At 66.1% G+C, this 14,777-nt stretch carries 20 protein-coding genes; 14 read left to right on the top strand and 6 right to left on the bottom strand.

The features are described from left to right. Positions 1-6: 6 nt before the first annotated feature. On the top strand, positions 7-234 hold the full coding sequence (locus LPA46_RS13720) for a hypothetical protein (protein WP_230892959.1): 228 nt from the start codon (positions 7-9) through the stop codon (positions 232-234). 8 nt (positions 235-242) lie between these two features. On the opposite strand, the gene LPA46_RS13715 is transcribed toward LPA46_RS13720, so the two are convergent. Continuing rightward, positions 243-437, bottom strand: coding sequence for a hypothetical protein (locus tag LPA46_RS13715; RefSeq protein WP_230892958.1), 195 nt, complete (start codon positions 435-437; stop codon positions 243-245). A gap of 113 nt (positions 438-550) precedes the next feature. Here LPA46_RS13715 and LPA46_RS13710 point away from each other — a divergent pair, with 113 nt between their 5' ends. The 8 genes from LPA46_RS13710 to LPA46_RS13675 all read left to right on the top strand — a co-directional run bounded on the left by LPA46_RS13710 (position 551) and on the right by LPA46_RS13675 (position 3,922). After that, positions 551-754: a ribbon-helix-helix domain-containing protein gene (locus tag LPA46_RS13710; RefSeq protein WP_230892957.1), complete on the top strand. Its 204-nt coding sequence runs from the start codon at positions 551-553 to the stop codon at positions 752-754. Between the two features lie 307 nt (positions 755-1,061). Continuing rightward, on the top strand, positions 1,062-1,214 hold the full coding sequence (locus tag LPA46_RS13705; RefSeq protein ID WP_230892956.1) for a hypothetical protein: 153 nt from the start codon (positions 1,062-1,064) through the stop codon (positions 1,212-1,214). Further along, the gene (locus LPA46_RS13700; RefSeq protein WP_230892955.1) at positions 1,214-2,245 is read left to right on the top strand and encodes a hypothetical protein; all 1,032 of its coding nucleotides are present in this window, start codon (positions 1,214-1,216) and stop codon (positions 2,243-2,245) included. Before LPA46_RS13705 ends, LPA46_RS13700 begins: the two co-directional genes overlap by 1 nt. Then, on the top strand, positions 2,199-2,768 hold the full coding sequence (locus LPA46_RS13695; protein WP_230892954.1) for a hypothetical protein: 570 nt from the start codon (positions 2,199-2,201) through the stop codon (positions 2,766-2,768). Before LPA46_RS13700 ends, LPA46_RS13695 begins: the two co-directional genes overlap by 47 nt. Continuing rightward, a complete protein-coding gene (locus tag LPA46_RS13690; protein WP_230892953.1) occupies positions 2,768-3,061 on the top strand; it encodes a hypothetical protein in 294 nt (97 codons plus the stop codon). Before LPA46_RS13695 ends, LPA46_RS13690 begins: the two co-directional genes overlap by 1 nt. Continuing rightward, on the top strand, positions 3,058-3,426 hold the full coding sequence (locus LPA46_RS13685; RefSeq protein ID WP_230892952.1) for a hypothetical protein: 369 nt from the start codon (positions 3,058-3,060) through the stop codon (positions 3,424-3,426). The genes LPA46_RS13690 and LPA46_RS13685 overlap by 4 nt, the downstream gene beginning before the upstream one ends. Continuing rightward, complete coding sequence (locus tag LPA46_RS13680) at positions 3,423-3,755, top strand: hypothetical protein (protein WP_230892951.1); 333 nt, start codon at positions 3,423-3,425, stop codon at positions 3,753-3,755. Before LPA46_RS13685 ends, LPA46_RS13680 begins: the two co-directional genes overlap by 4 nt. Next, a complete protein-coding gene (locus LPA46_RS13675) occupies positions 3,752-3,922 on the top strand; it encodes a hypothetical protein (RefSeq protein ID WP_230892950.1) in 171 nt (56 codons plus the stop codon). The genes LPA46_RS13680 and LPA46_RS13675 overlap by 4 nt, the downstream gene beginning before the upstream one ends. Here the strand turns inward: LPA46_RS13675 and LPA46_RS19010 are convergent. Next, a complete protein-coding gene (locus tag LPA46_RS19010; protein WP_230892949.1) occupies positions 3,886-5,184 on the bottom strand; it encodes a tyrosine-type recombinase/integrase in 1,299 nt (432 codons plus the stop codon). The genes LPA46_RS13675 and LPA46_RS19010 overlap by 37 nt on opposite strands. A 269-nt stretch (positions 5,185-5,453) precedes the next feature. Here LPA46_RS19010 and LPA46_RS13665 point away from each other — a divergent pair, with 269 nt between their 5' ends. Both LPA46_RS13665 and LPA46_RS13660 read left to right on the top strand, forming a co-directional pair. Then, positions 5,454-5,858, top strand: coding sequence for a hypothetical protein (locus LPA46_RS13665; protein ID WP_230892948.1), 405 nt, complete (start codon positions 5,454-5,456; stop codon positions 5,856-5,858). A 148-nt stretch (positions 5,859-6,006) separates the two neighbouring features. Then, complete coding sequence (locus LPA46_RS13660) at positions 6,007-6,726, top strand: DUF4396 domain-containing protein (protein WP_230892947.1); 720 nt, start codon at positions 6,007-6,009, stop codon at positions 6,724-6,726. A 3-nt stretch (positions 6,727-6,729) separates the two neighbouring features. On the opposite strand, the gene LPA46_RS13655 is transcribed toward LPA46_RS13660, so the two are convergent. Continuing rightward, the gene (locus LPA46_RS13655) at positions 6,730-7,497 is read right to left on the bottom strand and encodes an MOSC domain-containing protein (protein WP_230892946.1); all 768 of its coding nucleotides are present in this window, start codon (positions 7,495-7,497) and stop codon (positions 6,730-6,732) included. A gap of 272 nt (positions 7,498-7,769) precedes the next feature. Here LPA46_RS13655 and LPA46_RS13650 point away from each other — a divergent pair, with 272 nt between their 5' ends. Further along, positions 7,770-9,146: a short-chain fatty acid transporter gene (locus LPA46_RS13650; protein WP_442908256.1), complete on the top strand. Its 1,377-nt coding sequence runs from the start codon at positions 7,770-7,772 to the stop codon at positions 9,144-9,146. Here the strand turns inward: LPA46_RS13650 and LPA46_RS13645 are convergent. From LPA46_RS13645 to LPA46_RS13635, 3 genes are all read right to left on the bottom strand, one after another. Beyond that, the gene (locus tag LPA46_RS13645; RefSeq protein ID WP_230892944.1) at positions 9,140-10,603 is read right to left on the bottom strand and encodes an HTTM domain-containing protein; all 1,464 of its coding nucleotides are present in this window, start codon (positions 10,601-10,603) and stop codon (positions 9,140-9,142) included. The two genes, LPA46_RS13650 and LPA46_RS13645, sit on opposite strands and share 7 nt — an antisense overlap. A 49-nt stretch (positions 10,604-10,652) precedes the next feature. Beyond that, complete coding sequence (locus LPA46_RS13640; RefSeq protein ID WP_230892943.1) at positions 10,653-11,198, bottom strand: thermonuclease family protein; 546 nt, start codon at positions 11,196-11,198, stop codon at positions 10,653-10,655. 63 nt (positions 11,199-11,261) lie between these two features. After that, positions 11,262-12,386 (bottom strand): PGF-CTERM-anchored ABC transporter substrate-binding protein, encoded by a 1,125-nt coding sequence (locus LPA46_RS13635; protein ID WP_230892942.1) that lies wholly within the window; start codon positions 12,384-12,386, stop codon positions 11,262-11,264. Between the two features lie 58 nt (positions 12,387-12,444). Here LPA46_RS13635 and btuC point away from each other — a divergent pair, with 58 nt between their 5' ends. Both btuC and LPA46_RS13625 read left to right on the top strand, forming a co-directional pair. After that, positions 12,445-13,548 (top strand): vitamin B12 ABC transporter permease BtuC, encoded by a 1,104-nt coding sequence (gene btuC, locus LPA46_RS13630; RefSeq protein ID WP_230892941.1) that lies wholly within the window; start codon positions 12,445-12,447, stop codon positions 13,546-13,548. Continuing rightward, complete coding sequence (locus LPA46_RS13625; RefSeq protein WP_330166341.1) at positions 13,545-14,762, top strand: ATP-binding cassette domain-containing protein; 1,218 nt, start codon at positions 13,545-13,547, stop codon at positions 14,760-14,762. The genes btuC and LPA46_RS13625 overlap by 4 nt, the downstream gene beginning before the upstream one ends. The last annotated feature ends 15 nt before the right edge of the window (positions 14,763-14,777 follow it).

Raw genomic sequence — 14,777 nt, 5'->3', positions numbered from 1 at the left:
TCGTGTATGCCGACGCTCGAAACACGCACCGGCGACGTCCAGCTCACCGAACTCCGACGCGTCGAGGGCGGCGGTCGCGTCGCCATCGAACAAGGCAACTGCAAATGGCACGTCGATGTCCTCGCCCGGGACGGCGTGCAGGTCGTGGCGTCCTGGCGGGATGGCGAGCTCGCCGACGTTGAGTTACCGGAGGAGGTGGAAGAACGATTGACGGAGTACGCGACGGGGGCGTAGCGGTGGCGTTAGTTACTCGTCGCTGTCGCTTTCGTCCCCGTCGAGGAGTTCCCGTTTCCCTCGATGTAGTCCTCGATGAGTCCCTGGACTACCTCACTGCGAGAGGTGTTTTTGTCGAGTTCCCCGGCGACTTTCTTCTCCCAGATGACGTCGTCGAGGTCGTCGAGGACCTCGTCATCGATACTGAAACTCGGGTTTGCCATGTTAGCAGGTTAGCCGGACACCAACATAAAAGACACCCCACGCAGAACAGCGATACTGCTAATCCGCGAACCTGCGTTAAAACTAAGTAACCACACTGCTACGTTAGCAAAAGATGGCCCAGCCAAGTCTCAGCATGCCGGACGCGATGCAAACCGACATCGACGATCGCCGGCACTCCACGACCAGCCGTAGTGAGTACATCCGAGAGGCCATCGCTCTCCGGTTCCTCCTCGACGACCGCGACGAACACAACCTCGACGCACTGCTCGAGGAGGCACGGACCGACTACCTGGAAACCACTACCGCAGAAGCGTAACAGCTGCCCCTGTCGCACGCCCACGAATCCGCCCACCCTACCAAAGACGGCGGGTTCGCGAGCGTGCGGGGGTGGCGCCGGTGTACCGTACGCGAACCAAACCCACGATACGACATCCGACGCCGATGCAATCTACGAGCCAGACGGGGTATAAAACCAGCCCCACAAACCCGGACGAACCAACTCTAACCACCAGCGAAAGCGCTCCGTTCCTTTGCGACTACGACGACTGTCCTGCAGTCCTCCCGACCGAGGGTGCACGCCGTAGTCACCTGGAACGCGACCACGACAACGAGAGTGGTGCGTGATGTCGGGGGAGAGTGAGGCGTTCCGCGACCAGCTCAACTCGAGCCTGGAGTCCGCCATCGCCGGCGACCACGACCTCGACGACATCCAGCAAGCACTTGAGGACGCCCGCCAGCGCGTCGAAGAGATCCGCGCCATCCGGAGTGATGCCTGATGCGGCGGACTATCCTCGGGCTGTTCGCCCAACCCGCCGACTCCGAACTGGAATCCCTCCGTCGCGGCAACACGACCATCGCCATCGAGGACGTCCAACAGTCCCTCGACGGCACGACCGTCTACGAAGGCACAGCCGCCTACGAGGGAGAGCGGGAAGTCTCCGCGCCAAAGATCACTGAGACCGACGACAGCCTCGAGATCACCGAGACCACGCGCGTCATCCCCGATCACAAGGTCGTCGACTTCTTCGCGGTGCCCGACGCCAACCCCGGCTTCGCCGCGTTCAACACGAGCGACAACCGATTCGCGCGCAACACCCTCGGCCTGATCGCCGACGGCATCATCAGCGACGCCGCGTACAACGTCGACGCCATCGCCGAGTACCTTGACGACGAGTACAACGCGAACTGGTGGCAAGTCGGCTGGACCGACGAACTCGACGAGGAATCCGGCGTCATCTACCCCGAAGTCGGCAACGACAACGAGATCGTCAAGCACGGCCTCGACCGCCACAAGAACCAGATCGGGTTCCACTACCAGGACGGCGGCGAGTTCCTCGACGGCACCATCGCCGCGTCCGGGTACGCCGAACTCTACACGCCCGAATCCTGGGGTGCCGTGGAGATGGCCGCGTGGATCGGCAACCACCTCTCCAGTTCTCCGGCATCCCCGACGTCGGCAGCGCCGAGGACATCGCCCGCGGTGACGCGGACTTCGAGTACGGCTGCGACGACTGCGGGAAGACCCACGAGCTTCGCGAGGTCCCGGGCGGGGACATCCTCTGCGAGGCCTGCGAGCAAGCCCGCAACAACGGCGACGATGAAGACGGGACGGCCGACGCCCAGCAGACCCTCGACGACACCGAGGCGGAGGTCTGTGAGGTGTGTGGCCGCGAGCCCGAGTACGGCCTCGAGGAGGCGTCGGATGGCCGCGAGGTCTGTCTCGTGTGCAAGGACGATATCGACAACCGGGGTGAAGCCTGATGTCCGCGCGGTCAGCCAAGGAGCCGACGATCTACGACGTCGTTGAACTCCCCCGAGGCGAACAGGACCGCGAGTGCCAGTGCTGGACTGGACCACCGCCTCGAACACCCTGTACGCGTGACGCCGACGTCGTGGCCGTCTACGAAGCCACCATGCGCGAGGACGACGATGACCGAGACAATATCGTCGCCTGCCACGACTGCGCACCCAGCGTCTCCCCGACAGTGCAAGCCCAGCTCCGCGAACACCCCGGCCAGGTGAACTACGGGACCGCCCCGGAAGCACTCGACGAGGCGACGCTCACCCAGGAGTACCGCGAACTCAACGAACGCCGGTTCTCCCACACCGCCAGTGAAGCCGACCGCGAGCGCCGTCAGCAAGTCTGGAACGAACTCCTCGAGCGCACCGACGTCGAGCAGCCGGAGTGCCCCGAGTGCGGCAGCCACCGCTGGGGGTTCACCGACCACACCGAGTGTACGGACTGCGGCTACGGGCCGACCGACCCAGAACTCCTCGGCGAGATCCAGAGTGCCTGGGAGCAGATTACGGCCGCCGGAGGTGACGATTGATGTCGGAACTCGCCGACCACCACTACCCACCCAACAGTACCAGCGCTGGTGTCGCCTCGGACGTCGAGGACTTCCGCACGCAAGTCCGGGAGTACTGTCGGTACCGCCGCCACGAGCAAGGCAACACGTACGTCACCGCGACAAAAGTCACCCGAGAGTTCGACGTCACACCCCAGAAGGCGGGCGCCGCACTCGCAAAACTCACGGAAGCGGGCGCGCTCTCCAAGTGGAAGGACGACGCGCGCCGGACGACCTACCGCATCACCCTCGAGGAATCGAGTGATCAGCCATGACGCACGAGTGCGATGCCTGCGGCGAGACCTTCGAGACGCTCACTCGGCTGCGTCTCCACGAGAAAGACGACTGCCCCGAACGCCAACAGTACGCCGACATCAACCCCGACGCCCCCAACGTCGGCAACCAAACCGCGGAAGAGCTGGTGACGTGTCGAGGCTGCGGTCGTGAGAACCCGCACGCGGACTTCGAGTTCTCGACTGACTACGACGGCAGCGACTATCACTACATCGTTGAGTTCGACTGCCAGCACTGCGGGTTCGCGAACGAGAACCGCGCGGTGATGACTGGCGTCGACGCCAGCGACCTCGACGACCTCCCCCAGCATCTCCAGCCCGACCAAACGCAGGGAGGGAAGCCATGAGTGCGACCTACCAACCCGGCATCCAATCGAGCCACCACCTCAGCGAGGAACGGTGGCCCGGTCGCGCAACCCTTACCAGGGACGTCGACCCGGAGACCGCATGGTACCGCGCCCACCCACTCGACATCCCGCAAGGCTACACCACGGGCGCGTACCCCCGACTCCCCGAGCACGACGAGGCACGCATCGACCCCGACACGAGGACCGTCCTCTTCCGGAGAAGTAGCGTGCTCGTGACGTGCTTCGACCTCGACCGCGTCGACACGTTCCACGGGCACGCCGTCCGCGCGGCGGTCCGCGACCAGTACCCCGAGGTGCTACACGAGTGAGTCAAACCACCACCCCCAGCGAACGCCACCAGCAGCGCGACGACGAGCTCACCGACGACGAGCGCGAGGTGTTCGAACGACTCCAAGACTACGAGGACGACGACGTCCAACGCATCTGTGACGTCGTGCTTCAGTCCTCGGACGAAAGTGAGGAGGCCAGCTCATGAAGCTCGTCCGAGTCCATGACGTTCGGCTTGTCCTGGAGCGTGCGCCGAGCACGCAGCAGGTCCCGCCGGTCGTCCGCGTCCTCGGCCTGGACGACCTCCTCGTCGAGCGTCTCACTCACGGAGTCCAGGAGCTGCTTCGTCTCCAGGTCCAGCGCCTGGTTGCAGTGCACGCAGAAGTCCCGATCCGGCGGCGTGTCCTTCTCACAGCGCGGGCAGGGGACCGGCGGCTTCTCCTCGGTAGTGTCCTCCTCAACCTCGAGGCCGTGCATCGCCGCGTACTGCTTCTCCTGGGTCTCCCCGGTGAACTTCGCGACGTACCGACTGATGACCGTCGACCCACGGGCACGGCCCTGGCGGTCCTCGATGAACGCCTGGGACTTCTCGCGCGTGGACAGCCAGTACGCGTTGGACTTCCGGAAGTTCGTCGGCGTCACCGGCTTCTCGACCCCAGCGCGCTTAGCGGCCTGCTTGAAGCACTGGAGGAACCGCTGGTAGCTGTACCGCTCGGCCTCGGTGAGCTTCGTCCAGACGTAGTCGTCGCGCCCACCAGGATGCTCGGCCAGCCACCGGTTGACGTACGGAACGGACGTGATCAGGTGGACGTCGTGCTCGCCGCGCTTCCCGTCGACGCGCACCTTCAGCGAGTGATCGCCGTCCGTGATGTCCTTCACGCGGAGGTCGTAGAGTTCACCGCCACGGAACCCGCCCTCGAACTGGAGCGCGATGAGCGCCGCATCCCGGGGGTTGCGGGCAGCCTCGATCATCGGCTTGACGTCCTCGTCGAGGTCGAGCATGTCGGCCTCGTCGGGCTCGGGCTGGTAGTCCCGGCTGGTCTTCGTCGAGACCCAGTCGTGCGTGTCGGGGATGTCGTCGCCCCTGGTGACGTGTTTGCCGAGGAGGCGGAAGGCGACGCGGTAGTCGCGGTTCGTCTCCTGGCTGCCGTCCTCGATGTCGTAGGTCTCGTGAATCCAGCCGACGACCGTCTTCGCGGCGTCCTTCGCGTCCTCGAACGTCTCCTCAGCGTCGGGAGTGTCGGACTCCTTGGTGAGGGTGTCGTGGAGGCAGGCGTCCGCGTGTTCGCTGATGCGCGTGAGGTGCCGGAGCAGCTTCTCGTGTCGATGGTTCCCGTAGTCTTCGTGGCGGAGCTGGAGTTCGTCGCTGAACTCGAGGAGGAGTTCGCGGTCTCGAGTGCAGCCGCCGCGGTCTCCGGTGTCGAGTTTGCCCCGAAGGGTGTCGATGGCGCGTTTCGGGTTGGAAGTCACGACACAACGGTTTATCCGTCGGCTGGTAAAGGTTTGGTTGAAAGCCCTTTACCGGCTCTACGTCGCAGGTTCGAAGCCTGCACCCACATTTTCCAAGTGCTAACGTCCGAGCGTTAGCGTCGTCCAACTGGGGCGTTCGTCGGACCGGAACCGGGATAGCGGCTGCACAACTATCGGAGAGTTGTGTACACGACCGTTTCCTGGGAAATCTCCGACTTGGCGACCGACTCACGTGGCCCACAGTTCGGTGACATCTGGGGAGGCCACCAGTGAACAACAAGCGCCACCACGACGAGTATGGCGGCCGTAAGGCCCTCCAGGACGCTGGCTGGCAGGTCGAGAAGCGAGACGCCGTGGCGTTCAACTCCGGAAGTGAGACAGACAGACACCTCGTCGCGAAGACGCTGGTCGCGAAAGTGCTGCGGGACCGGGGCTACCGCATCGACACCGAGGTCGTCAAGGACGGCGTCGGGGAAATCGACGTCGTCGCGTACGGACTCGACGAGCCACCGTTCGCAGTCGAGGTCGAGACTAACCCCACAAAGGACGTCGTCTCGGACAAGATTAGTCGGTACTATCGCGGGGAGCCGTTCTGCGAGTGCTACGTCCTCGACGTCGACGAGCTGCCGGATTCGATTGCGGACGCTCGCGAGTGGGTGGAAGCCCAAATATGAGGACTGCTCCGCGGGATTTCACTGACCCGAGACTCACCTCGAACGCATCACTTCGGACACTCCGCTCACCGTCGACGGGTCAGCAAGGGCGAGCCGTGAACAGGACGCCGCCACCAGTTCCTAAGGCGTGAAGGCACGAGGAGCGGGTATGTCCGCCGCTAGTCTCCTGCACTCGATAGAGGACGCGCTCGCGCCGGCCCGTGAGGTCGTTCGGCCGGTCGTCTCGGACCACCGCGTCCTTGCCACGTGGGCGGTGCTGGTCGCGGCGTCGGTTGGCGTGCTGTGGTGGGACCTACGGCGGAACAACGAGGCGATTCCGTCGCTGATGCGGGCAGTTTGGTCGCTCGTCGTGGTGTACTCGGGTCCGGCAGGACTGGCGCTGTACTGGTACGCGGGTCGAACGCAGATATCCCAGGATTCGCTGTGGCGCCGGGGCGTGCGCTCGACTGCACACTGTTACTCAGGATGTGGTGCCGGCGAAGTGACGGGGGTCGTCCTGCTGGTCGGCGTGCTCGCCATCGGGAACTCCCTTGTGACCACGCTCGGGACGTTCGCGTTCGCGTACACGTTCGGGTACGCGTTGACCGTCGGGCCACTGCTCCAGGACGGCGAGACGCTCACCACCGCGCTCGCCGACGCGTTATACACGGAGACACCCTCGATTACCGTGATGGAAGTCACCGCCATCGGTACGGACCTCCTGTTGGCGGGTGGCGCGACCATCGGCGAACCGCTGTTCTGGGGTGCGCTCGCGTTCTCGCTATCCGTCGGATTCGTGGCGGCGTTCCCGGTGAACGTGGCGCTCCTCCGGGTTGGTGTCAAGGAAGGCATGGCCAACCCCACGGAGCTAGCGGGGTCGAGCGCGTGAGCGTCAGTCTTCCCGTACTTCGTCGCCGACGCGCAGCGTTTGCCCGCGACTCGCTTCGGGGACGTCTGCGATGAGCATGAGTGTGTAGAAGTGGTCGAAGGCGGCCTCGTCGGCAAAGTCGGGGAACGTCTCTTGTCGCCGCTGGACGAAGGTCTCCCGGAAGTCGGGCGTGCCCTCCCCCGTGTCTGGGTCGCGTGTCGGGACGACACACCGCCCGCAGGGAGTGACGCCCTCGAAGCGCACGTCACCGGCGTCGAAGCCGGGGGCGTCCTCGCCGACGAAGCGATCCTCCCAGAACGCGGGGACGCCGGCAATTTCGACGTTCGCGCGGAGCCGCCGGCGCACGCTGTCAACGGTGAGGTCCTCGAACCACGACGCGACTTCCCGCAGTGTGGCGGTGCTAACGACCGACGGCCCCATCTCGCGGCGGTCCACGTAGCCGAGGCGGTCGTCGCGTTCGAGCGTGAGGTCCTCGTCGAAGAAGTCCGAGAACCACACCTCGGCCCGCTTGGGGGCGTCGTCAAGGTCGAATCGCTCGACTGCTCCGCTAGAGGTCTCGACGACGAACTCGTGGGTGTCGCGGTCGAAGTCCGTATCGAGGTTATGAACCCGCGCGGTACGCTTACCGTTGACGACGTCGCCGTCGCTGTCGAACAGTGCGTACGTGCGGTCGTCGGCGAGTGTGCCGCCCTCCGTGACATCGGCTGCTTCGACGTCGATGCCGTCCAGCCCCTTCACGGGATAGACGCGCAATCGGTCGACTCGTGGCATCCTCGGAACGGAGGGCAGGCTGACTCATAGGTGTTGGTCCGAACAGGTCTAGCCCAGCGCGTGGCCAAACGTACTGCTTCGCGTATGTTTCTCCGATCAGTGTGCGACGACCGCGGCACAAGGACGTGGTACCTCGCGTATCAGCGATTCGAGTTCAGATGAGAATACTGCCATTATATCCCTTAATTTTATTATACTCTTCCGCCGTGGTTGCTCCCGATATGTCATCACGAGACACAGCATCGCAGTCGGGCGGCAACGCCTTCGAACGGATGGGCCACCGGCTCGCCGGCGTCGTCGAGCGCTGGATGCCGAGCCCGTTCCTGTTCGCAATCCTGCTGAGCTACGTCGTCTTCGTCGTCGGCATCGCCGTCGAGGGAACCGGTCCCGGCCAGATGGTCGGCTTCTGGTTCGACGGCTTCTGGGCGTTCCTGAGCTTCGCGATGCAGATGACGCTCATCCTCATGACCGGATTCGTCATCGCGTACCACCCGCGCGTGAACGGCGTGCTCCAGAAGCTCACGGAGTTCCCGAGTTCGCCCGGCCAGGCCGTCGTGCTCGTCGGCGTGTTCTCGATGGCCATCGCATGGGTACACTGGGGCTTCAGCCTCATCCTCGGCGCCATCTTCGCCCGCGAGATGGGCAAGACTGCCCTCGAAAACGACATCGACATCCACTACCCCCTACTGGCGGTCGCGGGCTACATGGGCCTCGGGCTGACGTGGCACTGGGGGCTATCCGGTTCGGCACCGCTCGCGCTCGCGACGCCCGGCAACGACTTTATTGAGGCCGGCGTCATTGACGGCGTCGTCCCGACCACGCAGACCATCTTCAGCTCGTACGCACTCTCGCTGACCGTCCTCTCTATCCTGTTCGCGGCGGCGATGCTCTACCTGCTGTCGCCGTCGCCGAAGCGCGCCCGCCCCATCACGGACTACGTCGACGAGAGCGAATTGACCGACTCGGCGACTGAAGAACACGGCAAATCCCCGGAACCGACCCCCGACGGCGGGACGGTGAGCCCCGCCAAGCGCATCGACAACAGCCGACTTCTCGGCGCCATCATCGCGCTAACGGGCGTCGCGTACGTCGCGTACCTGTTCGCGACCGACGGCCTCGACGCACTCACGCTGAACGTCGTGAACTTCGGCTTCCTGTTCGCCGGCCTCGCCATCTACCAGCGCCCGTCGCTGTACCGCGAGCGGTTCGGTGAGGCCGCCGAGTCCGCGGCCGGCATCATCCTGCTGTTCCCATTCTTCGCGGGCATCCAGGGCATGATGAACGCCTCCGGGCTCTCGGAGACGTTCGCGCAGACACTGCTGGACGTCTCCACGCAGGCGACGTTCCCGGTCGTCGCGTGGCTCGTCGGCTCCGTTGTCAACCTCTTCGTTCCGTCCGGTGGCGGCGAGTGGATCGTCCTCGGCCCCTCGATTATCGCTGCGGCCCAGGACCTCGGCGTGCCCGTCGGGAAAGCCACCATCGCGTACGCCGTCGGTGACGCACACACGAACCTCCTGAATCCGTTCTGGGCGCTCCCGCTGCTCGCCATCACGGGCGTCAAGGCCCGCGAGATGTTCGGGTACGCGGTCGCGATGCTGCTGCTGTTAATTCCATTCCTCGCCGTCGCGCTGTACGCGCTCCCTTACTGAACCGAGCAGTTTTTCGCCGCCAGTTCGACGCGGTCGGTCGGATCCGGGCCGTCGAGGCGTACCTGCTGTTCGACGACGAACACCCTCACGGACGCGAGCTCGTCGTCCTGGCCGCCGTTCCACCGCGTACAGAGATAGTCGGCGAACCCGTCGGCAACCGCTGGGTCCGCGCCGCGTAAATTGGCGACGTACTTGCGCCAGCGCGCACTCGGGTAACTCCCGGCGACGTCGGACGGTTCGCGCCACGTCACCGCCCCGCCGTGAAACGCGTCAACGCTCCCCCCGGAGACGAGTTCCCCGGGCGCGACGACCCAGAAGTCGGTGCTCGCGGGTATGGGGGCGAACATCGACCAGCGCGGCTCCGGCGACTCGGTTACGGGGTCGGCCGCAGTGGCGTCGACAACGCCGACGGATGCGGCATTCCACACGAGCATGCTGGCGAGCACCACGGCCACTACGACCGGCACGACACGGCGCTTCCAGCGCAGCGCCACGCTCGGAATCGCTGGCAGCGTGACAAGCGGGAACTCTCTCTCAACGATGCTCGTGTACCGCGAAATCGGAAGTGCACGGTGGCCGGGAACGCGCTGCCAGCCGGGCAACAGGTCCCAGAATGCTGACGGGAGGAACGGGAGGAGTGCAGTCATCGAGACCAGCGGGAACAGCCCAAGCTGCATCGAGACGAGCATACCGGCATGCATCGCGACGAACAGCCCCGCGAACGCCGCGCGCAGCCATCCAGTAAGTACGAGTAAGAGTACGGACACGACCAGCAGCACCAGCCAGAACCGGTCGAACGCCGCAAGTAGCATGGGGAAATCCGCAAGCACGTCCCCGAGCAGAACGGTGAACATGTCGAGTTCAAGGACGTAACGGATGGCGTCGCCGGTGATCCAGTGCTCTCCACGGAGCTTCAGGAGTGCATTCGTCGAGTACACCACGATAACCTGCACGAGCAAGCCAGCGGTCGCCACGCTCGCCACGCGGCGCGGACCGTCGTCAGAGTCGCGGAGCGCGTCAACGGACCAGCGCTCGCCCAGCGGGACAAAGACGCCCCAGAGGAACAGCATGCGGAGGAGGGTGTCCCCGCTATTCAACACGAGCGGGTTGCGGTAATGCAGCGACGCCAACAAGACGCCGGTGACGATCGTCGCCAGCGTCGTCCGGTAGCCCGCGAGCATCGCCAGCGCGGCGAGCGCGGTCACGAGGAACAAGACGGCCTGCACCCATGCCGCTCCAGAGATGGCGTGTATCGACAGCCGAGAGATGGTGCCGTACTGCTCGAACAACAGCGATCGCGGGAGCACGCCCGCGTCGGTGTAGAATGCGCCGAGGAAGCGCGCACGGAGACAGAGGTCGACGAGCACGAGCGCTGCCAGCGACACGCGGAGTGCTGCGAGTGCGCGCGTGTCGACGCCGAACCGACGCGCGATGGCAGCGCGGAGACGTGCTGTCACGTTCGGGACTGCCGGCGCGCAGCGAATAAGCCTTCCGTGGCCTCGGGGGTTAGCTCGCGCACGTCCAGAGCCCGGTTCCGTTCTCGCGCGCCCGCTGCTCGATGGCCGCGTAGTTGTCGCGTTGCGTGAAGTCGCTGTCGTAGAGCCGGGCGTAGCCATTCGCGAGCAGCGCGCGATTGAACGACTGGTCCTCGACGATAACGTACGCGAGCAGTCTATCGTAGCCGCCGCGGCGGTCGCTCTCCGCGTCGAATTCGACGGTCACGGATTCGCCAGAGAGCCGCTCGGTGGCGTACCCGCTGGCGCGCTCCCCCCACGACCGCAGACACGACCGGCCGGCCTCCGTGTTCGGGACGCCCTCGAACTCGCCGGCGGAGACATCCGCGTGGACCTCGGGCGTGTCCACGCCGAGCAAGCGGACGCGCTCCTTCGTGCCGTCCGCGAACCGTACGTCCACGGTGTCGCCGTCCACGGCGCCGACGACCGTCGCGTTCCGACTCTCTGCTGGCTGTTGGTCGCCCGTGAGAGGGCCGACGCAGCCAGCACTGGCGACAAGTGCGACCACGGCGAGCGCGGCGAGTGCGCGTCGATTCACAGGTGGGGTTCTCGCCGACGTGTGTTAACGGCTACGTGCTCGCTCAGGAAGAGAAGTGTGGCGTTACGACGAACGCCGCGCGATCAGCGCTGCACCGAGAGCGGCGACGACTGCGGCGGGGATGCCGAAGCCAGGGATGGTCGTGCCCGTGGTCTCGGTCGTCGTCTGGGTGGCGGTCGCGGTCTCAGTTGCGGTGGGTTCCTGCGTGGTCGTGTTCGCTTCCGCGTACGCTTCGGGGTGGAACGCCTGCGCCATCTGCGTCATCGGTTCGACGACGCGGGGCGCGGGCTGGCTGATGTGGTTGGTGTTCACCACGACGATGTTGCCCTCCTCGAAGGCGGTCGTGTTCCGGAGGATGGAGTCCTCGGCGATGTACGACCGGCTGTCGTTGCCGAGTTGGCTGGGCTGCGCGCTCACGACGAGGAAGTCGGGGTCCTGTTCGACAACGAACTCCGCGGAGAGTTGCGGGTACGCGGTGGTGGCGTTCGCGTCAGCAGCGATGTTGTGGCCGCCCGCCCGCGAGATAATCTGGCCGATGAACGTATTCGGGCCCGCGGTGTAGCGGTCGCCCATATCGTAGAAGACCCTCGGCTTCTCCTCGCCCTCGACGGCCGCTTCGACGGTCTCGACGCGATCGCGCATCTCCGTGACCGTGGACTCGGCGCTGTCGCATTCGCCGGCGAGCTGGCCGATGGTCTCGGTCTTCTGGTAGATGTCCTCGATGGAGGACGCCGCCGCGAAGCGATAGACGGTGACGTTGGCGTCCCGGAGCTGGGCGACCGTCTCGTTATTAATGGTGTTGGGCGCGAGCACGAGGTCGGGGTCAAGGCTGATGACCTGCTCGACGTCCACGGAGGAAGGGGAGCCGGAGGTCACGACTTCCCGGTCTTCGGCGCCATCGAGGAAGCCGGCGAACTGCGAGACGCCGACGACCTTGTCGCTGGCACCGAGTTCCCACATGGTCTGGGCGGCGCTCGGATTGAGCGTGACGACGCGCTCGGGCTCTTCCACGACGGTGACGTTGGACCCGCTCGCGTCCTCCTTGGTGACCGGGAACGAGCAGTCAAGGTCCTGTGCGCTGGCGTTCGTGACGGCGTCACCAGCGGGCGAAGCCGCGACGCCAGCGGCTGGCGCAACGGCGGACAACAGCAGTAGTACCACTCCAAATACGGTTGCAGCCTGATGCATGCGGGGAGGACAGGCCTAACGCAATAAATATTTGCCTAAAGAAACTACGTTTGTCCAGATGCGCGCCTACACCCGGGCGAGCGCGTGGACCGTCGGCACGTTCCTCGCGCTCGTCGCCGTCATGCTCACCAGCGCCACCATCGGCCCGGTCGATATCCCCCTCGACCGGGTAGCGCTCGCGGCGCTGGACGCCTTCGCGGTCCCCTCCGCCGCCACGTTCTACGTCACCTCCGTCGTCTTTCCCGCCGTCGGCGACGTGCCGTGGCTCGCCGTCGACCTCGCCTACACCTCGCCGCTGGACTTCGCGGTCCCCGACCAGCAGCAACTCATCGTCGGCGAAATCCGGCTGCCCCGCATCGTCCTCGGAGCCGTCGTCGGGGCCGCGCTCGCCGTCGCCGGCACGGTCATGCAGGGATTCTTCCGGAACCCGATGGCCGACCCCTCCATCATCGGCGTCTCCTCGGGAGCGGCAGTCGGCGCCGTTACTGCCATCGCTTTCCCTCTCCTGCTCCCATTTGGCATCCAAGTGTCGGCGTTTGCGGGCGCGCTCGTCGCCGCATTCGGCGTCTACCTACTCGCCACCGACGGCGGCCGCACGCCCGTTGCAACCCTTCTGCTCGCTGGTGTGGCCGTCCAGACGTTCCTGGGTGCCATCACCTCATACGTCATCGTCCACTCCGGGGACAGCATCCGCGAGGCGATGTACTGGCTGATGGGTCACCTCCACCTCGCCAACTGGGCGGACGTCGAACTCACGCTCCCCATTGTCGCCGTTGGCAGTGTCGTCCTGCTGGCGTACGCCCGCGACCTGAACGTTCTGCTCGCCGGCGAGGAGGACGCGCACACGCTCGGCGTCGAAGTCGAGCGCACCAAGCGCGTGCTACTCGCGGTGTCCAGCGTCGTCACCGCGGCCGCCGTCTCCGTCGCTGGCGTCATCGGGTTCGTCGGGCTCATCGTCCCACACGTGATGCGCCTGCTCGTCGGCCCCGACCACCGCATCCTGCTGCCCACGTCGGCATTCGCCGGGGGCGCGTTCCTCGTCGCCGCGGACACGTTCGCGCGTGCTGGCCCCGCCGAACTCCCGGTGGGCATTGTGACGGCGTTCGTCGGCGCGCCGTTCTTCCTCTACTTGCTCCGGAATCGGGAGGTGCACGCGCTGTGACCCTTGACGTCCGCGATGTAGACGTGGAACTCGGCGGCACGCAGATTCTGGACGCTGTGAGCGCGGCCGTCGGCGACGGTCGCCTCGTTGGCGTCGTCGGCCCGAACGGTGCGGGGAAGTCGACGCTGCTGCGCGCGATGAACGGCGTCGTCGAACCCGTCGCCGGCACCGTGCTCGTCGACGACGAAGCTGTCCACGAACTCCCGTCGAAGGCCGCGAGCCGCCGCATCGCCAGCGTCCCACAGGATACGAGCCTCGGCTTCGAATTCACCGTCCGCGAGACCGTCGAGATGGGGCGCCACGCCCACGTCCCACGGTTCGGCTCCGACCCCGACCCGGAGGCGGTCGAGCGCGCGATGGAGCGCGCGGAGGTCGCGCAGTTCGCGGATCGAGAGGTCACCTCGCTCTCGGGCGGCGAGAAACAACGCGTGCTGTTGGCGCGCGCGCTCGCCCAGCAAGCGCCCGTTCTACTGCTGGACGAGCCGACCGCGAGCCTCGACGTCAACCACCAGGTGCGCACGCTCGAACTCGTGCGTGGGCTCGCCGACGACGCCGACCGCGCCGTCGTCGCGGCCATCCACGACCTGGACCTGGCGGCCCGGTACTGCGACGAACTCGTGCTCGTCGCGGACGGCCGCGTGCTCGACTCCGGCCGCCCCGAAGACGTGCTCACGCCCGATCAGGTACGGCAAGCCTTCGATGCCCGCGTCGCGGTCGGCACCGACCCTGCGACCGGCGACCCGACAGTCACGCCGCTCCCGGACGCCGAGGGTGACCTCGCCGAGCGCGTCCACGTGCTCGGCGGCGGAGACGCCGCGACGCCCGTCCTCCGCGAACTCGCTGACGCCGGCGCGACCGTGACTGTCGGCCCTGTCAGCGAGGGGTCGCTGGACCACGAGACTGCGACTCGATTCGGATTCGAGGCCGTCACCGTCCCACCGTTCTCGACGCCCGACGACGCTGCGGTTTCTCGCGCCCGTGACCTCGTCGGCGCGGCTGATGTGGTCGTCGTGGCTGGCGACGCCGTTTCGTGGGGGGCGAACGGGACGCTTCGCGACGCCACCGACGCAGCCGTCGTCGTCGGCGACGCTGGCCCGCGAACTGTCGCTGGTGCGCGCGTCGAACTCGTCTCGCTCGTGGACGCGCTCGCGGCGCTCGACGTCGAACCCGAGCCGTTCGCGGTCGCCGACGGCGGCAACGTGGCGGACAATTGAGGGGGAGCCGGATCG

Origin of the sequence: Halobacterium sp. KA-6 (assembly GCF_021029015.1) — an archaeon.
In the GTDB taxonomy this organism is placed as follows: Archaea; Halobacteriota; Halobacteria; order Halobacteriales; family Halobacteriaceae; genus Halobacterium.
The sequence above is the reverse complement of the archived record's forward strand: the minus strand, read 5'-3'. Positions and strand labels throughout refer to the sequence as shown.